Raw genomic sequence first — 20,355 nt, forward strand, 5'->3', positions numbered from 1 at the left:
TCTATTCCGCCGCCACGGGAGCGGCCGGCCGGTAGACCGCGCGCGGCTGCGCCCGGCTTTCCGGTCTGCGCCGGGTCAGCGCCAGCATGAAGCCGGCAGTGATCGACACCGCGATCATCGAGGAGCCGCCATAGGAGATCAGCGGCAGGGTCATGCCCTTGGCCGGCAGCAATTCGAGATTGACACCGATATTGATGAAGGACTGGAAACCGATCAGCAACGCCAGCCCGGCCACCGCCAGGCGGGTGAAATCATCCTGTTCCCGGCCGGCGCGCATCAGGCCGCGAATGACCAGGAATCCGAACAGCGCCACCAGGATCATGCAGAACACGATGCCGAATTCCTCTGCCGCTACGGAGAAGACGAAATCGGTGTGGCTGTCGGGCAGGATCCGCTTGATGGTGCCCTCGCCCGGCCCCTGGCCCAGCCAGTCCCCGCGAATGATCGCCTCGCGTGCCGTGTCAACCTGGAAACTGTCACCCTCACCGAACAGAAACCCGTTGATGCGTTCGGCCACATGCGGGAACATGAAATAGGCCGAGACGAAGCCGGCCATGGCCAGACCGCCCAGCAGCACGATCCAGAACCAGGACATGCCGGCCATGAAGAACATGCCGCCCCAGACCGCGGCGGTCAGCATGGTCTGGCCAAGGTCAGGCTGGGCCACCAAGAGGGCCGCGACAATGCCGAAAAGAATGATGGCAAACAGATTGCCGGGAATGTCGGGATGGCGCGAACGTTCCGAAAACAGCCAGGCGCACATCACCACGAAGGCCGGCTTCATGAATTCCGACGGCTGCACCGATACGCCGAGCACCGACATCCAGCGCCGCGAGCCCTTGATCTCGACGCCGAAAAACAGGGCCAGAACCATCATCGCGATCGACCCGATCAACAGGCCCAGGGCGGCGCGGCGCACCTGGCGCGGGCTGAGAAACGACACACCGACCATCACCAGCAGAGCCGGGATAAGGAAAATTCCGTGGCGTGTGACAAAGTGAAAACTGTCGAGCCCCAGCCGCTCCGCCACGGCCGGGCTGGCCGCAAAGGACAACATCAGCCCGATGCCCATCAGCCCGACGAAGACCGCGAGGAACAGGCGGTCAATGGTCCAGAACCAGTCGGCGACCAGTCCGCGTTCGACTCGGCTAACCATGGTTTTCTCCATTGCTTTCGACATCAATCAGCATCTCGATATCATCCAGAGCCGACACCAGGCTTACGAAGGCGTCGCCCCGGACCTCGAAATTGCGGTATTGATCAAAACTGGCGCAGGCCGGCGACAGCAGCACTACCGGCATGGCTGCCGGATCCGCAGCCGCGTCCGACGCCGCAGCCGCGACCGCCTTGTCGAGCGTGCCCGAAATCTCGAACGGCGCATGCGCGCCGATGCTCGCAGCAAAGCCGGCTGCCGCCTCGCCGATCAGATAGGCCTTGGCAATGCGCGGGAAATAGGGCTCCAGAGCGGCAATGCCGCCCTCCTTGGGCAGGCCGCCGGCAATCCAGTAAATCCGCTCGAAACTCTGAAGCGCCGGTGCGGCAGCTTCCGCATTGGTGGCCTTGGAATCATTGACGAACACCACCGCGCCCAGCCGCGCCACCGGCTGCATCCGGTGCTTGAGGCCTGGAAAGGCCGCCAGACCGGCGCGGATCTCGTCATCGCTCAGCCCCACGCTGCGGCAGGCAGCAATCGCGGCGGCTGCATTTTGTGCATTATGTGCACCGCGCAGGGTGGTGATGCCATCAAGATCGGCCACTTCGCGCGAGCTGCCATTGCCGGCCTGGAGGATCTTCGATCCCTGCGCATGAAAACCGTCTGCCAGCTTCTGGTCCTTGGAAATCCGTTCGACCCGGCGGCCCTTGCTTTCCAGCAGCTCGGCAATGCCGCTGCACCAATCATCGTCTACGCCGATGATGGCAAGGTCGCTTTGCGCCACCAGCCGGGTCTTGACCTCGGCATAATGCTGCATCGAGCCGTGCCGGTCGAGATGATCCGGGGTGAGATTGAGCAGAAGGCCTGCGCTCGGATCGAGCGAGGGCGCCAGATCGATCTGGTAGGAAGAACACTCGACGACATGCACCCGGCCCGGAGCCGGTGGCGCCAGTGTGAGAACTGCGGTGCCGATATTGCCGCCCAGTTGCGCGTCGCGGCCGCTATGCGCAATCAGGTGTGCAATCAGCGCCGTGGTGGTGGATTTGCCGTTGGTGCCGGTGATGGCGATGAAAGGACTGCCCGGCGCATGCGCGCGGCGTTCGCGGGCAAAGATCTCGACATCGCCGATGATTTCGACCCCATGGCGGTTGGCCAGCTCCGCGGTCCAGTGCGGCTTCGGATCGGTCAGCGGCACGCCCGGCGCCAGCACCAGCGTGTTCAGCGAGGCCCAGTCGATGTCATGCAGATCGGCCACCGGAATGCCGGCCGCCTGCGCGGCTGCGACCTGGGCCGGATTGTCATCCCACGCCATCACGTGCGCGCCACCGGCGGTCAGCGATTTCGCCGTGGCGAGCCCCGAGCCGCCGAGCCCGAAGAGTGCCACGCGCCGATCGCGAAATGTTGAGGCGGGAATCATCGATTCACCTCAGCTTCAGGGTCGCAAGCCCGATCATCGCGAGCCCGACCGAGATGATCCAGAACCGGACCACGATCTGGCTTTCGGTCCAGCCGAGTTTTTCGAAATGATGGTGGATCGGCGCCATCAGGAAGACGCGCTTGCCGGTCATCTTGAACCAGCCAACCTGAATGATCACCGACAGCGCCTCAATGACGAACAGGCCGCCGATGATCGCCATGACGATCTCGTGCTTGGTGGCAACCGCCACGGTGCCGATCAGGCCGCCCAGCGCCAGCGAGCCGGTGTCGCCCATGAAGATCGCCGCCGGCGGCGCGTTGAACCACAAGAACCCGAGCCCGGCGCCGATCACTGCCCCGAGAATGACCGCCAGCTCACCGGTGCCGGGCACGAAATGGATCTGCAGGTAATTGGCGAACACGGCGTTACCGGCGAGATAGGCGATGGCGCCAAAGGAGGCGGCGGCAATCATCACCGGCACGATGGCGAGTCCGTCGAGCCCGTCGGTCAGGTTGACCGCATTGCCGGCAGACACGATGACAAAGGCGCCGAAGACGATGAAGAAGAAGCCCAGATCGAACAGCAGGTCCTTGAAAAACGGAAATGCAACCGAGGTCCCGAACGTCGTGCCGTGGACGGTGGGCGCGGCCAGCGAGGCCTGCATGATGAAAAACACCGCGAGCCCGGCGATGATGAATTCCAGCCCGAGCCGCGCCTTGCCGGAAAACCCCTTGTCGGTCTGCTTGGTGACCTTGAGATAGTCATCGTAAAAACCGATGGCGCCGAAGCCGAGGGTGACCAGCAGCGTCGTCACCACATAGACGCTCGACAGATCGGCCCACAACAGCGAGGAGCCGACGATGCCCGCCAGGATCATCAATCCGCCCATGGTCGGCGTGCCGGCCTTGAGGAAATGGGTCTGCGGTCCGTCGGCCCGGATCGGCTGGCCACGGCCCTGCCGCACCTTCAAAGAGGCGATGATTCGAGGTCCGAACAGAAACACAATCAGCGCCGCGGTGAACATTGCCGCCCCGGTCCTGAAGGTTATATATCTGAAAAGATTGAAAAACTGGGCCTTGTCCGCCAGATCCACCAACCAGATGAGCATATGCTTCGGCCCCCGCGCCGTTTAATCTTGAGTGCTGCTGTCAGGCAGTGCCGTATACTTGTCAAGCAACGCCTTGACGATGCGTCCGAAGCCGATACCGAGCGAGGACTTGACCATCACCACATCGCCGTCGCGCAGCACGCTCTTGAGATGCTCGGCCAGCCCGCCGGCGTCTTCGCGGTAGACCGTTTCGACATCGGCCCCCAATTCGTCGCGAAGCACCCGGATCTCGGCGCCTGCAAGGCACACCATGTCGACATTGGCATTGCGCAGGGGGGCAGCCAGATCGCGGTGCACCCGTTCCGAAAAACGCCCCATCTCCAGCATGTCGCCCAGAACCGCAATGCGCCGCCCGCGCAGCCGGACCGGCGTGTCGCGCAGCAGCTCGAGCGCCGCGCGCATCGAAGCCGGATTGGCATTGTAGCTCTCGTCGATCAGCACGAAGCGTCCACCGTCGATCTGGAGCGTGTGGCGGGCGCCGCGGCCCTTTTCGGCCGCAATACCGGCAAGCGCATGGATCGCCTTGGCCAGATCCGCTTCGACAAGCTGGACTGCACCCAGCACCGCAAGCGCGTTCTGCACCAGGTGACGCCCCGGCGCGCCGATCTTGACCACGATATCCTCGCCGCCAATGCGGGCAGTGATGGTCGAACAATCGGCAAGCAGCTTGCAATTGAGCAGCCGGTAGTCCGATTTGGGATTTTCGCCGAAGGAATGAACATTGCCGACGCCGAGTTCACCGGCGCGCTTCCGCAGCCAGCCATATTTGTCATTGTCGCGGTTGAGCAGCAGATGGCCCTGCTTGCCCAGCCCTTCCATGATTTCCGATTTCGCGGCAGCGATCTCGGTCAGGTTCTTGAAATTGCCCATATGCGCCGCCGCGATCGTGGTGATGATCGCCACATGCGGGCGCACCATCTTGACCAGCGGACGGATTTCGCCGGGATGGTTCATGCCGATTTCGAACACGCCGAACCTTGCGCTTGCCGGCATCCGCGCCAGCGTGAGCGGCACGCCCCAATGATTGTTGAAGGACGCCGCGGACGCATGCACCTCGCCGCTGGGTTCAAGCGCATGGCGCAGCATTTCCTTGCTCGAGGTCTTGCCGACCGAGCCGGTGACGGCGATGATCTTCGCCTCCGAGCGGGCGCGCGAGGCGCGGCCCAGATCTTCAAGCGCTTCGAGCACATCATTGACGACGATCATCGGCGCCGTCACCCGGCCGAGCGCCGGCAATTTGGATTCCGACACCACCAGCAGGCTTGCGCCATTGGCCACGGCCACACTGGCGAAATCATGCCCGTCGAAGCGGTCGCCCTTGATGGCGAAGAAGGCATCGCCCTCGCCCGCCGTCCGGCTGTCGATCGAAATGCCGACGACGCCGTCGGGAAAATTCCCGACCGGGCGGCCGTTCATGGCTTCGACCATGTCCTGTGTGGTCCACAACAAGCTCATGCCTTGAGATCCTCCAGCGCCTTGCGAGATCTCTGCATGATCCGAGAAAGGCAGGACCTTGTCACCCACGGTCTGTCCCTGCTCATGCCCCTTGCCCGCAACGATCAGGGTATCGCCGGCGTTCAGAAGCGCGACGGCCTGTCTGATCGCCTCGGCGCGGTCGCCGATCTCGGTGGCGCCACCGGCCGCTGCCATGATCTCGGCGCGCACCGCCGCCGGATCCTCGGAGCGCGGATTGTCGTCGGTGACGATCACCACATCGGCCAGCCGGCTGGCGATTTCGCCCATGATCGGCCGCTTGCCGCGATCCCGGTCTCCGCCGCAGCCAAACACCACGACGATGCGCCCGGTGGTGAACGGCCGCACCGCCTCGAGCACATTTTCCAGCGCCTCGGGCTTGTGCGCGTAATCCACATAGGCCGGCGCGCCCTCAGCCGTCGAGCCGATCAGTTCGAGCCGGCCCGAGGCGCCAGTCAGATGCTCGAGCGCCGCCATCACCTGGTCTGCGGAAGTGCCGGTGGCGATTGCCATGCCGGCGGCGACCAGCGCGTTTGAAATCTGGAAATCACCCGCCAGCGGCAGATGCACCTCGAATATGCGTCCGTCATAATGAATTTCTGCAATCTGCTTGTGGCGCAGATGCTCCACCCGCTTGAGGCTCAGGAACCCGCCCTTGCGGCCAACGGTGAGCACGCGCGCGCCGGCGCGTTCGGCAGCTTCGACAGCGCGCCCCGACCAGACGTCATCGGCAAAGATCACCGCCGGCGCACCCTTGGGCAGAAGCGTGTCGAACAGCCGCATCTTAGCGGCCATATAGGAGTCCATGTCCGGATGGTAGTCGAGATGATCGCGGCCGAGATTGGTAAACCCGGCAACGCAAAGCGCGACGCCGTCAAGCCGGCGCTGGTCGAGGCCGTGACTGGAGGCTTCCATCGCCGCATGGGTGACTCCTTCGCTGGCGAGATCGGCGAGAAGCCGGTGCAATGCCACCGGATCGGGCGTGGTCAGCGTGCCGTAATCGACCCGGCCGGGCGCGACCACCCCGGTGGTGCCGATCATTGCGGCCTGTTCGCCGGCATGGGCCCAGATCTGGCGCAGGAATGAGGCGACCGAGGTCTTGCCGGCAGTGCCGGTGACGGCTGCGATGATGCGCGGCTGGGGGCCGAAAAATGCCGCCGCCATGCGCGCCAGCGCCAGCCGTGGATCGGCGGCCCGAAGCACCGGCACCGCGACGTCGGAGAGATCCGCATCGGGGCCCGCGACAATGGCCACGGCGCCGCTGGTAATGGCCTGGAGTGCAAACCGTGCGCCGTCGGTCTTCACGCCGGACAGCGCAAAGAACACGAAACCCGGCTCGACCGCGCGGCTGTCGGCAGTCAGTCCGGTCACGGGCAGGTCATGCTCGGGCAACGGCCCGTTGGCAAAGCTTTCTGGCGGCAGAGCGGAAATCAGGGCGGACAGTTTCATGAAATGCACTGGTCTTTCGTGGTCGCTGTGGATGGCGGTTCGGGTTCGGCTGGTGCTGACCTGCCCGCCAGTTGTGTTATCAGTATGACAGGGACAATTCCTGCGCGCCGCTTCCGAATTGCGGTTTGACGCCGAGAAAGCCCGCCGAGCGGCGAATGACGGCACTAACCATCGGCGCCGCATTCAGGCCTGCTGTGGCCGAGTGCATGCCTTCCTCGGGCTTGGGCTCGTCCACCACCACCAGCACGACATATTGCGGATCGTCGATCGGAAATGCCGACAGGAAGGCGTTGAACCGCACCGCCGAGGAATAGCGGCCATTGACCACCTTTTCCGCCGTACCGGTCTTGCCGCCGACATGAAAGCCTTCGACTTCCGCGCGCCGGCCCGAGCCCTTGGCGACATTCAGCTCCATCAGGTAGCGCATGCTGTCGCTGGTGGCGGGCGAGATCACATTGACGGCGACCTTGTTGGCTTCCTCGACCGTGCGCGGCAGGAATGTCGGCTCGATCAGCTTGCCGCCATTCATCAGCGCGGCGGCGGCAACGGCGGTCTGCAACGGTGTCGTCGACACGCCATGGCCGAAGGAAATGGTGATCGAATTGATTTTCTTCCAGACATCGGGCTGGTGCGGCGTCGCCACTTCCGGCAGTTCGGTCTGCATCCGCGACAGCAGTCCCAGGCGGGTGAGAAACTCCTGGTGCCCGTCAATGCCGACCAGATCGGCCATGCGGGCGGTGCCGATATTGGAGGAATAGATGAAGATTTCCGGCACTGAGAGCACCCGGTTCTTGCCGTGGAAATCGCGGATGGTGAAGCCGCCGATGCGGATCGATCCGCGCGCATCGAAGGAATCGGAAATTTTCACCTTGCCCGAATCGAGCGCCATGGCGGTGGTAAACGCCTTGAAGGTGGAGCCCATCTCATAGGTGCCTGCCGACATCCGGTTGAGCCGGTCCTTTTGCAGCGCTTCCACCGGATTGTTCGGATCGTAATCTGGCAGCGACGACATGCCGACCACTTCGCCGGTGTGAACATTGAGCACGACGCCGGCGGCGGCGATCGCCTTGTAGCGGTCCATGGCCGCGGCGAGCTCGTCGCGCAGCACATGCTGGACCCGAAGATCCAGCGACAGCTTGACCGGCTTCATGTCCTCATTGACCGTCATGCCGGCGGCGGCGAGATCGCCAAGCCCCTGCCCGTCGACATATTTTTCCATGCCGGCAATGCCGCGATTGTCGATATTGACGTGGCCGACGACATGCGAGGCTGTCGGTCCACCGGGGTAAAACCGCCGCGTTTCCGGCCGGAAGCCGATGCCGGGAATGCCCAGCGACAGGATCTGGCTCTGCTGCTTCGGGGTGAGTTGCCGTCGCAGCCACTGGAATCTCGAATTCGATGACAGCTTGCGATGAATGCCGCGCATGTCGAGATCGGGCAGCACTGTGGCAAGCAGCTCGACGGCCTCGTCGGCATCAACGATCTTGTTGGGTTCGGCAAACAGCGACACGGTACGAATGTCGGTGGCCAGCACCTCGCCATTGCGGTCGACGAGATCGGGGCGCGAGATCAGCAACTGGTCGGCGCGCTGGATCGATGACACGGTTTCGGGCGAACGCATGCCATACTGGACAAGCCGCGCGCCGATGACGGAATAGATCACACCGAAACAGGCGATGGCGATGATGATGCGGTTTCGCGCCTGGGCGCCCTGCGCCTTGCGCACGCCCTCGAATTCGCGCTGGGAGCGGCTGTGGCCCTCCGCGGGGTGGCTGTCTGACATGCTGCCGGAGATAAAGTTGCCCAGGGTTCTCATGGTTTCACCGATCCCGTTGTCAATTCTGCATCCGTTCCGCTTTCGGCCAGCTGCGGTTCAAAATCGCTTGCCCTGCCCGGCAATTCGTCCGGCTGGGCCATCTGCTCGGGCTCTATCGGCCTCAGGCCGAGTTCCGTTTCGAACGCCGTGGACAGCCGCTGCAGCCGCGAGGGCTGATTGAGCAGGCTCCAGTCAGCCTCCAGAAGGTCGATTGTCTCTTCCTGCAGCCGAATTTCGGCCTGAAGCTCGCGGACATCCTCGAGCTTCTCTTCGGCGGCGTGCTTGATCTGGTAGGTGACTGTGGCCGCGGCGATCATCGCGCCAACCAGCACCAGGTCGAGAGTTCGCAACATGACTCAGCCTCCATGCGCCGCAAGCGCGGCAAGGTTGGGAACGGGAAGGATGTCGGCGCTGGCCTTTCCGGCAGGTGCCGCGGTGCGCAGGCCGGCCCGCAGCTTGCCCGAGCGGGAGCGCGGATTGATCTCGCATTCGGCCTCGGTCGCCGTCACCGGCTGCTTGCCGGTCAGCGTGAAGGTGGAAACCTTCTCGGCCACCATCGGCAGGTGCCGCGAGCCCGACGCCTTGCCGGCGCGATCCTGGAAAAAGCGTTTGACGATACGATCTTCGAGCGAATGGAACGACACCACCACCAGCCGGCCACCGGGCTTGAGCGCGCGCTCGGCGGCAAACAGCGTCTGCGCCAGTTCGCCGAGCTCGTCATTGACATAGGTGCGCAGCGCCTGAAACACGCGGGTTGCCGGATGGATCTTGTCCTGCGGCCGCCGCGGCGACACCTTTTCGATCAGGCCCGCCAGTTGCCGGGTGGTTTCGAACCGGGCCTTCTGCCGCTCGGTCTCGATCGCCCCGGCAATGCGCCCGGCATGGCGCTCTTCGCCTAGAATTCCGAAGATCCGGGTCATGTCGGAGACCTTGGCGCGGTTGACCACATCGGCGGCGCTGACGCCGGATTGGCCCATGCGCATGTCGAGCGGGCCGTCGCGCATGAAGGAAAAGCCGCGATCGGCTTCGTCGATCTGCATGGAGGACACGCCGATATCGAGCACCACGCCATCGAGGCTCGCCTCCTCGACATGTTCGAGCAGCTCGGAAAACCGGTCATGAATGAGAGTGAGCTTGCCGCCGGAGGCCTCGACCATGGCTGCACCGGCTGCAATCGCATCCGGGTCTCGGTCAAAGGCAATCACCTGCGCACCGGCCTCGAGGATCGCTGCGGTGTAGCCGCCGGCCCCAAAGGTGCCGTCGACGATGGTTTCGCCGGGAGCGGGTGCAAGGCTCGCCAGAACCTCACGGAGAAGAACCGGAATATGGCGGACTGGTCCGCCATGGGCGTCAGTGTCACCGTCGCCCTTGTCCACCGTCATTCCGCTTCTCCATCCGTTGCAAACGGTCAGGTTCTGGCCGTTCGTTCTTTCCGGGCGCGCGACTGCATTTCCTCGAATGCCGCCGGTTCCCAGAGCTGAAAATGATCCCCCCGTCCCGCAAACGTCACCTTGTCGGTGATGCCCGTGAAATCGCGGATGAAATCCGTCACCAGAAGCCGACCCTCGCCGTCGAGCTTCATGAACACCCCGCCGCCATGAATGAGCAGCGACATCTCGTTGGCTTCGGCCGAAAACGGATCCTGCGCGCCCATCATCCGTTCGAAGCGGTCCAGCACTTCCGGTCCGGCCATCGAGACCGCCGGAAACACGAAATCCTGCCAGGCATAGAGCTCCTCGACCGCCGCCCGCGCCAACACGGCACGAAACATCGACGGCACGGAAACCCGCCCCTTCGCGTCGATCCTGTTTGTCGCATTCGACAGGAACCGGTTCATGACTCTGTACCGCCGCTTCCGCCTTCTGGCCCCACCTCATTGATCCTCCGCTTTGTCCCCGTCCATCCGCACACGCAGAACTTTTGGCGGCGAAAACCACCTGCGCGGTTCCTGGCTGGAACCACAGTCCGTTGGGGGAGGAAACGGCGGATGTCCGCCTGCTGATCTTTGCAGTTTGGGATAACATGGGCCACCATGGGCGTCAATGGGAACCACTCCCATCTGAACCACGACTTTGCCCCATTAATAACCTGTCAAGATTAACGATGTGTTAGGCATGTTGGAGGGGACCCGAGGGGGCAAAATGAAGTCGGCTGGTCCGGCCGTAATGTAAATAATTGCCATCTATTTATACAAACTCTATATCTGGATCTGAAGCAGGAGGATTGGTTATGAATTTTTCCCTTGGCAGAACGTGGGAGCAATATGTGGCCGAACAGGTCAAATCCGGCGTCTTCAACAATGCAAGCGAGGTCGTCCGCGACGCGCTTCGCCGGCAGCAGGAGCAACTTCTCCAGCTCGAAGCACTCCGGCGCGACCTCGCCCAAGGTGTCGCCTCGATCAAGACAGGCGACATCAGCCGGACAAGCCCCGAAGACATCATCCGGCAGGCAAAGGCGCGAAAGCAGAGCCAGTGAGCAGCTATGTTCTTTCCCGGGAAGCCACCCAGGATTTGCAAGACATCTTTGTCTATGGCCAGGAAACCTGGGGTGAAACGCTCGCTTCAGCCTACATCCACGAGCTGTTCGCGGTATTTGGCCATATTGGACAGCACCCTCACATCGGGCGGCTTCGGCCCGAATTAGGCGAGGGTTTGAAAAGCTTTCCCCATGGCAGCCATGTTGTTTTCTTCATGAACTGGCAGGGTGAATTGGCCGTAGTGCGCGTGTTGCATGGGTCGAGGGATCATGAGGCTCTGTTTGCGGATAACGATCCGTTTTCCTCGTTTGATTGAATGCCGGTGGATACAAAAAGCGCTGGCAAAAATCCGGAAAGCCGTGATAATCTGTCTTTACGGTCGGCAGCCACCGAGGCGTCGCTGTCCCTTGAAGGGAAGCTAAACCTGCCATCTAGATCCGTAGCGCAAGGCAACTCCGTCCAGTGCTCGCATTGTCAAGTCAGCGAACAGCGATCTTTCTGCGGGCACGCATGGATGTGACATGTCAAAACAATCAATTCCGCTTGTGGTGGAGGATATCTCCGCTTTCACCCGCGCTATGGCGCGGCAAATCAGCGACGGCGAGCAACCAGCTTAGCATCTTGCTCTGATGAACATGGCGTCGCGCGCCGCCGGATTTCGCAATTTCCAGCACCTGCGCGCCTCCCATGTGGCTGGACAACGGTTGGCCACGCCTCAAGCCCATCAAATCATTGATCATCAACTGGTCGAACGAACGCTTAACCAGTTCGATTCCACCGGCCGGTGGCGGAAATGGCCGTCACGCCGCAAGACCCAGGACCTGTGCCTCTGGGCGCTATGGGCACAATTGCCGGCGCGCACCCTGATGACCGAGCGCGAGATCAACGCACGCCTGCGCCGGGCTCATCTCTTCGAGGATCCGGCGATCCTGCGCCGCACCCTGTTCAGTCTCGGCATGGTGACGCGCAAACCGGATGGATCGGATTATTGCCGCAAGGAACAAACCCCTCCACCAGAAGCAAGAGCGTTGATCTCGTTGCTTGAAACCCGGCGCCAAACCGGCGCCAGCGCTCAGCCAGCCAGCATCACCGGTGCGAACAGCACCAGAAATCCCGCCAGTCCCAGCCCGAGACGGGGCAAGAGCCTGAACGCGCCGATCAACGCATAGGAGATCAGCGCCAGACCCAGCCCGATCTGGCCCAGCGTTACAATGGCGGCCAGCGGCTCCGTTGCAACCGCGATGATCGACGGATTGGCAATCATGGTCAGCGGGATGATGTAGAGCCCGACGCCGAGGCTCATGGCGGTGACGGCCACCTTGAGCCAGTTCTCTCCGACCATGCCGGCCGCGATGAACACGGCCCCGCAGACAGGCGGCGTGATCGTCGACAACAGCGCAAACCAGAACACGAACAGATGCGCCTGCAGCGGCTCCAGGCCGAGTTTCGACAAGGCCGGCCCCGCCACCGAGACGCAGATAACATAGGCCGCCGTGGTCGGCACCTCCATGCCCAGCACCAGGCAGGCAAGTGCCGTCAGCAGCAGTGACGGCCACAACATGCCGCCCGAGGCTGACAGGATCAGCGAGGTGATCTTCACCCCCAGCCCGGTGATCGACAACACGCCGATGATGATCGAGGCGCACAGGATGATGGCCGCGATCATCGACACCTGGCGCGAGGCGTTGATCAGCGCATTTTCCAGCCGGTCGAGGCTGCGGCCGAGACTGAATGTCCCGTCGGCATGGAAAAACAGCATCACGAAGCCGACGAGGATCGCCATGCTGGCGGCATATTGCGGTGTCATGCCGGTGACGAACATGCCCCACATCAGCACCGCGAAGGGAACAGCAAAGAATGCCGAGGTGATGATCACCGCGCGCAGGCCCGGGCGGTCGTCCTCGGCAAGACCTGCCAGGTCATAGCGTCCCGCATAGGCATTGATGCCGACCCAGACCGCGAAGAAATAGAGCAGCGCCGGCAGCACGGCGGCGGCCATGATGGCGGTATAGGGAACGCCGGTGAGTTCGACCATGACGAAGGCGCCCGCGCCCATCAGCGGCGGCATGATCTGCCCGCCCGACGATGCCACCGCCTCGACCGCCGCTGCCAGCCTTTTGGGATAGCCGAGCTTCGTCATCGCCGGCAGCGTGATCGCGCCGGTGGAAGCGACATTGGCCGAGGCCGAACCCGAGATCGAGCCGAACAGCGCCGAGGAAATCACCGAGACCTTGGCAGCGCCGCCCTTGAGCCGGCCTGCGGCGGCAGACGCAATATTCATGAAGCCCTGGCCTGCCTCGCCGGCATTGAGCACGGCGCCGAAGATCACGAAGATCGCCACGACACTGACCGAGACGCCCGCCAGGCTGCCCCAGATGCCGCCTTCGGCAATGGTCAGCGTGCCGAGAAAGCTGGCAAGCGGCGTGCCGGAATGGCCGAATTCACCCGGAATATGCTGGCCGAACAACCCGTAAAGCAGCGCCAGCAGGGCCACCAGCGGCAGCGGCCAGCTGATTGCCCGGCGCGCCGCCTCCAGCACCACCACCAACAAAATGACCGCGATTCCAACCTGGAAACGGCCCTCGAGAAAGCCGTATTGATCGCCAAGTGCGGAATGCTGCCAGGCGACCCAGATGCAGGCTGCCATGCCGAGCAAGCACAGCACGATGCCCGACCAGCGTCTGGCCGTGCCGCCTTCGACGAAGAGGAAGATCCACGGCAGGGCGAGCGCCAGATGCAGCGGCCGACTGACCAGATTGGGGACCAGGCCCCAGAATATCAGGCCCAGATGAAATGCCACCAGACAGGCGGCGCTGGCAATCATGGCCATTCGCATCCGACAGGCTCCCGGTCTTTGTGATGATGGTCTTGAGGTGCTCTCGGCGCTCCCCGGCATTTGGATCCGGGGAGCGCCGTGCAGGACTTACTGCTGCGCGGCTGTCAGTTCGACGCCGGCTTCGGTGTAGTAGCGGATGGCGCCCGGGTGCAGCTTGCTGGTGATATTGGCCATCAGCGCGGTGTCGACACCCTTCCACCAGGGCGCGCCTTCGCTCATTGACGCCTTGCTTTCCCAGAAGGTCTTGGTCAGCTGATAGGCGGCGTCATCGCTCATGGCCGTGGTGGTGAAAGCTGCGACCGGCAGCGATGTGGTGGTGATGTCGGCGGTCTGGCCGCTATAGGTGCCGGCCGGGATCACCAGCTTCGCCCGCTTTGTTTCCGTAATCTGCTCGTCGCTGAGCGACAGCACCACGACATCGGTGGAGGCTGCGGCTTCAATGACGTTCGGCGCGGGCCATGATCCGGCGGTGACAAAGCCGTCGATCTGGCCGTTCTTGAGCGCAGGCACCGCATTGGAGAGCTCTACCTCGGCAAGATTGACCTTGCCTTCAAGTCCGAACAGCTTGAGATATTTCTCGCCTTCGGTGGCGCCGAAGGAGCCCTTGCCCAGAAGGATGGTCTTGTTTTCCATGCCGGCAAAATCGGTGACGCCGCTGTCGGCCGACATGACGAAATGCATGGTCAGCGACGGGATCGGGAACAGCGCCCGGATCTCGTCGAATTTCGGATCGCCCTTGCCCTCGAACATGGCCTTGCCGCCCTGCGCCAGCGTCACCAGCACCGGCGGCGTGGTGAACACGTAATCGCCACCGCGCGCCTTGGTTTCCATGACGTTCTGAACCGAGCCCTGGCTCTCTTCCACGGTGACAATGATGTCGCCATTGGTGCCGGCCTTCATCGCTTCGGCAAGCTGCACGCCCATCTGGTAGTAGGATGAACCGGTTTTGGCGGATTTGTAGGTGATGCGCGTTTCAGCCAGCGCGCTCGAGGCAAACAGGCTGACGCCCAGGCTCAAGGCCAGAAATACCGTATTCGTTTTCAATTGCTTTCTCCCAACAGCGTTTGAGACCATATCCTGATCCTGGAACGGGGTCTTCGCATGAAAAAAGCCTGATCGCAATTTGCAAATGCCGGTGCCGCTTCCCGGCGCGGTTCCGACACCTGTGCTGCGGCGGACGCCCGGCAGGACGTCTATCGGCAACCCGCCGCAGTGATCAGGCCACGCGCCGCATCCTTGGCGTCGGTCGCGGCCTGTTCATTGCCCATCATGACGGCGATGACGATCGCGCCTTCCTTGAGCAGCATCAGTTGCCGCGCCAGGGCTTCGGGGTCAGCCGCACCCGCCTGCGCGGCGATCGCCTCGACATAGTCCTGCAGCATCTGCTTGTGGGTGGCCGACTGGATGTGGATCGGGTCTTCCGGATCCTGGTATTCGGCAACCGCCTTGATGAACATGCAGCCCTTGAACTCCGCCGAGCTGATCCATTCATGCAGCGCGTCGAACACCGCCAGCAGCCGGTCGCAAGGTGCCTCGGCCAATTCCTCCACCCGGCGGCAGAACCAGTTGCGGAACCGCTCGTCGCGCAGCCGCAGCACCGCCAGGATCAGCTCCTCCTTGGTGCGGAAATGCTTGTACATCGATGTCTTGGAGATACCGGTCTCGGCCACGAGCTTGTCCATCCCGGTGGCGTGAAAGCCGTCACGGTAGAACACGTCCAGCGCATTTCGCACCAGCATATCTCTCTTGTTCGGTCGCATGCGGCCTCCACGGGTGTACTGTCTGGTCAACTATAGACCGAACAGTGAGGTATTTTCCACTGTTTTATATGCCGATTTTTCAACGTCTTGAAATGTCATGCGGTGGGCTACGTCCAGATCCGCGCCATTCTCCGATTGACAAGAGTGACCGATCGGTTCATTTATTTTCCTCTATCTGTACCGATCGGTAACCTTTATCGATCCCGGACGTCACTCCGGCATTGCCGGCCCGCAACCTTGACAAGGAGACAGTCATGCCCCGCGCCTTTGCCGAAATCGCCTTCACCCCCGGGGTCCGTGCCATTCAGCAGCGGCAGGGATCAGCCCGCGGATACGAGAAATTTCTGAGCCCCGACGCTGATGGCGGGAACCGGCTCGGACCTGCCGAGGCCGGCTTCATCCGGGCTCGCGACGGCTTTTACCAGGCAACCGTTTCGGAAACCGGATGGCCTTATGTGCAGTTCAGGGGCGGACCGGCGGGCTTTCTGCGCGTCATCGACGCCAGCACCATCGCCTATGCCGATTACCGCGGCAACCGGCAATATCTCAGCCTCGGCAACCTCACAGGCGACGACCGCATCGCGCTGATCCTGATGGATTATCCCAACCGCAGACGCCTGAAGATCTGGGGCCGGGCAAAAATTTTCGAAGGCGACGAGGCAACGGACGTTCTGCCGGTGGTGCACGATCCGGCCTCCGCCGGACGGCCCGAACGCGTCATTGTGATCACCGTCGAGGCATTTGACTGGAACTGCCCGTCGCATATCCCGCAACGGCTGACGGTTGCCGAATTCGAACCCTATCTGGCCGAATTGCGCCAGCAGATCTCGGAGCTCACGGCGGAGAATGCCCGGCTTGCCGCTCTCGCCGGCGTCACCAGCTGACGCACCGTCCTACCAAACCGCGTGCAGTTTTCCTGCGAACCGTTTAGGGGCACACGCCCTCGGCCTTGATATAGCTCCGCGACGCCCAGCCCGAAGGCGTGGGCTGGCCCCATAGCGGCTGCGTGCATTGTCCCGCCATGCAGGTGATCGCGTACCAGTTGCCGCGCCGGTCATAGACCGAAACTTCGTCGCCGCGATAAAGCTCGCCGGTCTGCTGGTAGCTCGACCCCGGCCCGGTGCGCACGGCCAGAAAACCGTTGCCCTTGGCGTGATTGTACTGGCTGACCGGCTTGACCCCGACCACGTAGCCGGTGCAATCACCCGCCATTGCCCGCCCGCTCGAAGCACTGGCAATGCCAATCACCGACAGGATGAACAAGGCGGATTTGGCCGACGAAATCATGATCTTGATCCTTGCATGAAGCTCCCGATGCCGAGCCCTCAATCTGCGCTGACGGCCCAATGCCCGCATTGATTTCGATCAACCGGCGCAGCAAGGAGCACAACCCGGCCCTTGCACCGGTTGTCACAGGCGGCATCGGCCCGCTTTCCCGCACCAATATCCGCCGGGTTTGGCTTTCCGCCGGGAATGGGTGATGATGCGGCACGCGCCTTCGTCCTCTGACGAAGGCTTCACGGCACTGATGAGGGTTCAGCCATCCGGATCGCAGTCCTGCCCGCCATCATCATCGCGGTGCTGCCGGCCTTTGGCGGGCTTGCGCCCTCGCCCGCTGCGGCGCAGCCGGTCTGCGGGCTTTCGCTGCTGCTGGCACTGGATGTCTCATCAAGTGTCGATTCCGCCGAATTCGCACTACAGACCGCCGGCCTGGCCCGCGCGCTGCGCGACCCGTCTGTGCGCCGCTCGATCATTTCAGCGGGCGGGATTCAGGCAATGGCGCTGGAATGGAGCGGCCGCGACCAGCAGGTCGACATTGCCCCCTGGTCGCTGCTGACCAGCGACGACGACATCAACGCTTTCGCCGGCCGGATCGAGACCCATCGGCGCGTCCATACCGAATTCCCCACCGCTCTGGGCTATGCGCTGGGCCATGCCGCAACCCGTCTCAACAAGGCGCCATTGCGCTGCGCCCGCGCGGTCATCGACGTCTCTGGCGACGGCGTCAACAATGAGGGGTTCGAACCGCTGCTGGCCTACCGGAATTTCGATTTTGCCAATGTCACCGTCAACGGTCTGGTCATCCAGGGCGCCGACCCCGATCCGGTGGACTATTACCGCGCCGAGGTGATTTATGGGCCCGGCGCCTTTGTCGAGATCGCCGCCGATTTTGGCGACTACGCAGCCGCCATGAAGCGCAAGCTGTTGCGCGAGATCAATGGCGCCGGGCTGGCGATGGCCGATTGAAGACCTGTTGACCCGCATCGGTCGCGCAGTTGGCTAACTGATGTCTCCGGGCCCGGCCTCGAAGCTGGTCCCGTCGCCCAGAACGACCATCTTCATCGGGATATCCCAGGGCATCGGGAAGATCGTCTTCATCCGCGCAAAGGAGTGCCCAACACCGATGGTGAGCAGTTCATCGGGCAGCCGCGCCAGCGTCCGGTCGTAATACCCGCCGCCATTGCCGAGCCGGTAGCCGTGTTCGTCAACGCCGAGCAACGGAACAATCACCACATCCGGCACAACCGGCTCGGCGTCAGCCGGCACGGGAATATTCCAGATACCCTTGACCATGGCGCTGTCGGGTGACCAGCGATGAAACTCCACCGGCTGGTTCTTCTCCACCACCACAGGCAGGCAGATCTGTGCGCCGCGTTCGCTGGCTTCGACCATCCATGGATGCAGATTGAGTTCGCCAAGGATCGGCCAGTACACAGCAATGCTTCGCCCGGCCACTTCGCCAAGAATGTCCGTCAACTGAGCCGATATGCGCGCGGCCATCTGCCTGCGATCTTCAAGTGAAACCTTCTGCCGCGCCGCATACAACCGGACGCGCTCAGCCTTGCGGAAAGTTGAGACATCTTTCCAGGTCTGCGGATCAACAACATGGCCATCGACCAGCATATGCGCAAAGCAGACAGTCGTTCCGGGCGGTTCGTCTTCATCGTCACCGGTCATGGCGCGGATTTAACACCCAAGGCCGATACGTCCACTTGCCTGATTGCGTCATGATGCGTCTCACCCTGAAGTTGCCGTCAGACTGCGACCTCTACGTCTGGCCCCCCACCCACCAGTCATGCATGGCGCGAAACATCGGGGTCAGCTCTACGGCGCGCGCCGTGGCTGAATATTCAACCCGTGGCGGCACTTCGGCATAGACCTTGCGCAACACCAGACCGTCGTGCTCGAGCGCGCGAAGCTGGCTTGTGAGCATGGTCTGCGTCACCCCGTCGATCATCCGCCGCAACTCGTTGAACCGTTTGGTGCCTTTGAAAATCAAAATTTGCAGAACGATCAGCTTCCACTTTCCACCGATCAGCTGGGCGATATCAGGCATAGGACAAAGCGCTTCAAAATCAGCATCTTGAGCGTCGACTTGATTGACCTTCTCTGCCGAAGTCATGGCCATCTCCTTTCCCAATAGTATGGTTTTTGCTACTATATACGAAATTTCTGCCTACTTGCATAAACATACCGGATCGTCATCTTTTGTCAAAGCCGAACAGGAGAGACAGGATGACACTGACACCCGCAAGAACTGCAACCCGTGACGAATGGCTTGAAGCGCGCCGTGCGCTGCTGGAGCTGGAAAAGGCGCATACCCGCCAGAAAGACGAAATCACCAAAGCCCGGCAATCGCTGCCATGGGTACGCCTTGAACAGGACTATCTCTTTGAAACGGATCAGGGCGAGGCTTCGCTTGCGTCCTTCTTCAGGGATCACAGCCAGCTTGTCGTCTACCATTTCATGTTCGGTCCCGAGTGGAAGGCCGGCTGCGTCAGTTGCTCCTTCTGGGCCGACAGTTTCAACGGGCTGTCCGCTCATCTGGCGGCACGCGACATTGCCTTCGTCGCAGTGTCCAGCGCTCCCATGTCGATGATCGCGCCCTTCAAACAGCGCATGGGCTGGAGTTTCGACTGGGTCTCCTCATCGCCAGGTCACTTCAACGAGGATTTCGACGTCGGCTTTGGCCCGAAACGGACAGCAGACAGGCCATTGATGTACAATTTCAAGCAGATCGACAGCGCACCGATGGACGAAATGCATGGCACCAGCGTGTTTGCCCGAGACGTCGAGGGCACCATCTATCACACCTATTCAGCCTATGGCCGCGGGCTTGAGGCCACCAATGCGGCCTATGCCTATATCGACCTGACCCCGGCGGGCCGCCATGAACCGGCCACCGGATATCCGATGGCCTGGGTCCGCCATCACGACGCCTACTGAGCCACAGCGCAAAGCATGGCGTACGCCTGTCGCTTTCAAGGTCCCCGCCACCGCCCTCGCGCCGGCCCATCTGCTGGCGGGGGCGAGAGCGAAGCCGGCGGCTGAGCCCATACCAAAACAACGGATTTGATGGTACATCATGCGGACGCCGGTATGCGGCACACAGCGCGAAGAAACGGGTGACACAATGCAGACATCAGGCTCAGCCAACACCAACTTCCCAATGCTGGAAGGCGCCATTCGAAACCCCGCGAACCCGAACCATCTCATGGTCATCAGGCCGATCAAGCGAACCGTTCGTGTTTATGTTGACGGCACCTTGATTGCGGAAACCCAAAATGCGCTCCGCGTCATGGAGATGGGTAAATCACTGTATGATCCGGCAATTTACGTTCCTGCATCAGACATAACAGCCGATCTCGAACCGCTCGAAAAAACAAGCCACTGCCCCATAAAAGGGGACGCCAGTTACGTGGCTCTCAATGGCAATGAAATTGCCTGGACCTACAACAACAATCTGGACATCTCAGAGCAACTCGCCGGGCATTTCGCGTTCTGGCCGGACAAGGTCAAGATCACCGAAGGCGATTGATCCGGCAAGACGAGCCACGACGGCAAACGGGTGAGCCGATAACCTTGG

The 20,355-nt window shown here is 62.2% G+C and carries 22 protein-coding genes and 1 pseudogene; 8 read left to right on the plus strand and 15 right to left on the minus strand.

Annotated features, from left to right (window positions below; all coding sequences use genetic code 11):
- Window position 1 precedes the first annotated feature (1 nt).
- The 9 genes and pseudogenes from ftsW to mraZ form a co-directional block, all read right to left on the minus strand.
- Complete coding sequence (ftsW, locus tag OEG82_RS18620) at window positions 2-1,156, minus strand: putative lipid II flippase FtsW (RefSeq protein WP_267613869.1); 1,155 nt, start codon at window positions 1,154-1,156, stop codon at window positions 2-4.
- A complete protein-coding gene (murD, locus tag OEG82_RS18625) occupies window positions 1,149-2,570 on the minus strand; it encodes a UDP-N-acetylmuramoyl-L-alanine--D-glutamate ligase (protein ID WP_267613870.1) in 1,422 nt (473 codons plus the stop codon). The genes ftsW and murD overlap by 8 nt, the downstream gene beginning before the upstream one ends.
- A 4-nt stretch (window positions 2,571-2,574) precedes the next feature.
- The gene (gene mraY / locus OEG82_RS18630) at window positions 2,575-3,678 is read right to left on the minus strand and encodes a phospho-N-acetylmuramoyl-pentapeptide-transferase (RefSeq protein ID WP_267613871.1); all 1,104 of its coding nucleotides are present in this window, start codon (window positions 3,676-3,678) and stop codon (window positions 2,575-2,577) included.
- A gap of 21 nt (window positions 3,679-3,699) precedes the next feature.
- Entirely contained in the window at window positions 3,700-5,133 is a 1,434-nt protein-coding gene (locus tag OEG82_RS18635; RefSeq protein ID WP_267613872.1) for a UDP-N-acetylmuramoylalanyl-D-glutamyl-2,6-diaminopimelate--D-alanyl-D-alanine ligase, read from the minus strand.
- A pseudogene (locus tag OEG82_RS18640) lies at window positions 5,130-6,600 on the minus strand (UDP-N-acetylmuramoyl-L-alanyl-D-glutamate--2,6-diaminopimelate ligase). Before OEG82_RS18640 ends, OEG82_RS18635 begins: the two are co-directional and overlap by 4 nt.
- Before the next feature lie 79 nt (window positions 6,601-6,679).
- On the minus strand, window positions 6,680-8,383 hold the full coding sequence (locus OEG82_RS18645; protein WP_267615005.1) for a peptidoglycan D,D-transpeptidase FtsI family protein: 1,704 nt from the start codon (window positions 8,381-8,383) through the stop codon (window positions 6,680-6,682).
- A 29-nt stretch (window positions 8,384-8,412) separates the two neighbouring features.
- Complete coding sequence (gene ftsL, locus OEG82_RS18650; protein ID WP_267613873.1) at window positions 8,413-8,769, minus strand: cell division protein FtsL; 357 nt, start codon at window positions 8,767-8,769, stop codon at window positions 8,413-8,415.
- Between the two features lie 3 nt (window positions 8,770-8,772).
- On the minus strand, window positions 8,773-9,798 hold the full coding sequence (gene rsmH, locus OEG82_RS18655; RefSeq protein WP_267613874.1) for a 16S rRNA (cytosine(1402)-N(4))-methyltransferase RsmH: 1,026 nt from the start codon (window positions 9,796-9,798) through the stop codon (window positions 8,773-8,775).
- A 26-nt stretch (window positions 9,799-9,824) separates the two neighbouring features.
- On the minus strand, window positions 9,825-10,253 hold the full coding sequence (gene mraZ, locus OEG82_RS18660; protein WP_267613875.1) for a division/cell wall cluster transcriptional repressor MraZ: 429 nt from the start codon (window positions 10,251-10,253) through the stop codon (window positions 9,825-9,827).
- Between the two features lie 392 nt (window positions 10,254-10,645).
- Here mraZ and OEG82_RS18665 point away from each other — a divergent pair, with 392 nt between their 5' ends.
- From OEG82_RS18665 to OEG82_RS18675, 3 genes are all read left to right on the plus strand, one after another.
- Window positions 10,646-10,891 (plus strand): type II toxin-antitoxin system ParD family antitoxin, encoded by a 246-nt coding sequence (locus OEG82_RS18665; protein ID WP_267613876.1) that lies wholly within the window; start codon window positions 10,646-10,648, stop codon window positions 10,889-10,891.
- Entirely contained in the window at window positions 10,888-11,208 is a 321-nt protein-coding gene (locus OEG82_RS18670) for a type II toxin-antitoxin system RelE/ParE family toxin (RefSeq protein WP_267613877.1), read from the plus strand. The genes OEG82_RS18665 and OEG82_RS18670 overlap by 4 nt, the downstream gene beginning before the upstream one ends.
- 313 nt (window positions 11,209-11,521) lie before the next feature.
- A complete protein-coding gene (locus tag OEG82_RS18675; protein ID WP_267613878.1) occupies window positions 11,522-12,061 on the plus strand; it encodes a DUF2087 domain-containing protein in 540 nt (179 codons plus the stop codon).
- Here the strand turns inward: OEG82_RS18675 and OEG82_RS18680 are convergent.
- From OEG82_RS18680 to OEG82_RS18690, 3 genes are all read right to left on the minus strand, one after another.
- A complete protein-coding gene (locus OEG82_RS18680) occupies window positions 11,965-13,722 on the minus strand; it encodes a TRAP transporter permease (RefSeq protein WP_267615006.1) in 1,758 nt (585 codons plus the stop codon). The two genes, OEG82_RS18675 and OEG82_RS18680, sit on opposite strands and share 97 nt — an antisense overlap.
- A 93-nt stretch (window positions 13,723-13,815) precedes the next feature.
- Entirely contained in the window at window positions 13,816-14,772 is a 957-nt protein-coding gene (locus tag OEG82_RS18685) for a TAXI family TRAP transporter solute-binding subunit (protein WP_267613879.1), read from the minus strand.
- Window positions 14,773-14,921: 149 nt separating this feature from the next.
- Window positions 14,922-15,488, minus strand: a complete 567-nt coding sequence (locus OEG82_RS18690; protein ID WP_267613880.1) for a TetR/AcrR family transcriptional regulator — start codon at window positions 15,486-15,488, stop codon at window positions 14,922-14,924.
- Between the two features lie 254 nt (window positions 15,489-15,742).
- Between OEG82_RS18690 and OEG82_RS18695 the strand changes: the two genes are divergently transcribed.
- Entirely contained in the window at window positions 15,743-16,372 is a 630-nt protein-coding gene (locus OEG82_RS18695; protein WP_267613881.1) for a pyridoxamine 5'-phosphate oxidase family protein, read from the plus strand.
- 43 nt (window positions 16,373-16,415) lie between these two features.
- Here OEG82_RS18695 and OEG82_RS18700 read toward each other — a convergent pair whose 3' ends face one another.
- Window positions 16,416-16,775 carry an SH3 domain-containing protein gene (locus OEG82_RS18700; RefSeq protein WP_267613882.1) on the minus strand — a complete coding sequence of 120 codons (360 nt, stop codon included), beginning with the start codon at window positions 16,773-16,775 and terminating at the stop codon, window positions 16,416-16,418.
- 291 nt (window positions 16,776-17,066) lie between these two features.
- On the opposite strand from OEG82_RS18700, the gene OEG82_RS18705 reads away from it, so the two are divergent.
- Window positions 17,067-17,735, plus strand: coding sequence for a DUF1194 domain-containing protein (locus tag OEG82_RS18705; protein ID WP_267613883.1), 669 nt, complete (start codon window positions 17,067-17,069; stop codon window positions 17,733-17,735).
- Window positions 17,736-17,768: 33 nt separating this feature from the next.
- On the opposite strand, the gene OEG82_RS18710 is transcribed toward OEG82_RS18705, so the two are convergent.
- Entirely contained in the window at window positions 17,769-18,392 is a 624-nt protein-coding gene (locus OEG82_RS18710; RefSeq protein ID WP_267615007.1) for a 5-formyltetrahydrofolate cyclo-ligase, read from the minus strand.
- On the opposite strand from OEG82_RS18710, the gene OEG82_RS18715 reads away from it, so the two are divergent.
- Window positions 18,375-18,500 carry a hypothetical protein gene (locus OEG82_RS18715; protein ID WP_267615058.1) on the plus strand — a complete coding sequence of 42 codons (126 nt, stop codon included), beginning with the start codon at window positions 18,375-18,377 and terminating at the stop codon, window positions 18,498-18,500. The two genes, OEG82_RS18710 and OEG82_RS18715, sit on opposite strands and share 18 nt — an antisense overlap.
- A gap of 37 nt (window positions 18,501-18,537) precedes the next feature.
- On the opposite strand, the gene OEG82_RS18720 is transcribed toward OEG82_RS18715, so the two are convergent.
- Window positions 18,538-18,891, minus strand: a complete 354-nt coding sequence (locus tag OEG82_RS18720; RefSeq protein ID WP_324288963.1) for a winged helix-turn-helix transcriptional regulator — start codon at window positions 18,889-18,891, stop codon at window positions 18,538-18,540.
- A 113-nt stretch (window positions 18,892-19,004) separates the two neighbouring features.
- Here OEG82_RS18720 and OEG82_RS18725 point away from each other — a divergent pair, with 113 nt between their 5' ends.
- Both OEG82_RS18725 and OEG82_RS18730 read left to right on the plus strand, forming a co-directional pair.
- Complete coding sequence (locus tag OEG82_RS18725) at window positions 19,005-19,715, plus strand: DUF899 domain-containing protein (RefSeq protein WP_267613884.1); 711 nt, start codon at window positions 19,005-19,007, stop codon at window positions 19,713-19,715.
- A 139-nt stretch (window positions 19,716-19,854) separates the two neighbouring features.
- Window positions 19,855-20,307: a DUF427 domain-containing protein gene (locus tag OEG82_RS18730; protein ID WP_267613885.1), complete on the plus strand. Its 453-nt coding sequence runs from the start codon at window positions 19,855-19,857 to the stop codon at window positions 20,305-20,307.
- Window positions 20,308-20,355 lie beyond the last annotated feature (48 nt).

Origin of the sequence: Hoeflea ulvae (assembly GCF_026619435.1) — a bacterium.
Taxonomy (GTDB): Bacteria; Pseudomonadota; Alphaproteobacteria; order Rhizobiales; family Rhizobiaceae; genus Hoeflea; species Hoeflea ulvae.

Bases quoted from the DNA above. Each gene is read 5' to 3' on its own strand.
- ftsW (WP_267613869.1), bottom strand. From the start codon at position 1,156: ATGGTTAGCCGAGTCGAACGCGGACTGGTCGCCGACTGGTTCTGGACC.
- murD (WP_267613870.1), bottom strand. From the start codon at position 2,570: ATGATTCCCGCCTCAACATTTCGCGATCGGCGCGTGGCACTCTTCGGG.
- mraY (WP_267613871.1), bottom strand. From the start codon at position 3,678: ATGCTCATCTGGTTGGTGGATCTGGCGGACAAGGCCCAGTTTTTCAAT.
- OEG82_RS18635 (WP_267613872.1), bottom strand. From the start codon at position 5,133: ATGAGCTTGTTGTGGACCACACAGGACATGGTCGAAGCCATGAACGGC.
- OEG82_RS18645 (WP_267615005.1), bottom strand. From the start codon at position 8,383: ATGTCAGACAGCCACCCCGCGGAGGGCCACAGCCGCTCCCAGCGCGAA.
- ftsL (WP_267613873.1), bottom strand. From the start codon at position 8,769: ATGTTGCGAACTCTCGACCTGGTGCTGGTTGGCGCGATGATCGCCGCG.
- rsmH (WP_267613874.1), bottom strand. From the start codon at position 9,798: ATGACGGTGGACAAGGGCGACGGTGACACTGACGCCCATGGCGGACCA.
- mraZ (WP_267613875.1), bottom strand. From the start codon at position 10,253: ATGAACCGGTTCCTGTCGAATGCGACAAACAGGATCGACGCGAAGGGG.
- OEG82_RS18665 (WP_267613876.1), top strand. From the start codon at position 10,646: ATGAATTTTTCCCTTGGCAGAACGTGGGAGCAATATGTGGCCGAACAG.
- OEG82_RS18675 (WP_267613878.1), top strand. From the start codon at position 11,522: ATGAACATGGCGTCGCGCGCCGCCGGATTTCGCAATTTCCAGCACCTG.
- OEG82_RS18680 (WP_267615006.1), bottom strand. From the start codon at position 13,722: ATGGCCATGATTGCCAGCGCCGCCTGTCTGGTGGCATTTCATCTGGGC.
- OEG82_RS18690 (WP_267613880.1), bottom strand. From the start codon at position 15,488: ATGCGACCGAACAAGAGAGATATGCTGGTGCGAAATGCGCTGGACGTG.
- OEG82_RS18695 (WP_267613881.1), top strand. From the start codon at position 15,743: ATGCCCCGCGCCTTTGCCGAAATCGCCTTCACCCCCGGGGTCCGTGCC.
- OEG82_RS18700 (WP_267613882.1), bottom strand. From the start codon at position 16,775: ATGATTTCGTCGGCCAAATCCGCCTTGTTCATCCTGTCGGTGATTGGC.
- OEG82_RS18715 (WP_267615058.1), top strand. From the start codon at position 18,375: ATGGCCATCGACCAGCATATGCGCAAAGCAGACAGTCGTTCCGGGCGG.
- OEG82_RS18710 (WP_267615007.1), bottom strand. From the start codon at position 18,392: ATGCTGGTCGATGGCCATGTTGTTGATCCGCAGACCTGGAAAGATGTC.
- OEG82_RS18720 (WP_324288963.1), bottom strand. From the start codon at position 18,891: ATGACTTCGGCAGAGAAGGTCAATCAAGTCGACGCTCAAGATGCTGAT.
- OEG82_RS18725 (WP_267613884.1), top strand. From the start codon at position 19,005: ATGACACTGACACCCGCAAGAACTGCAACCCGTGACGAATGGCTTGAA.
- OEG82_RS18730 (WP_267613885.1), top strand. From the start codon at position 19,855: ATGCGGACGCCGGTATGCGGCACACAGCGCGAAGAAACGGGTGACACA.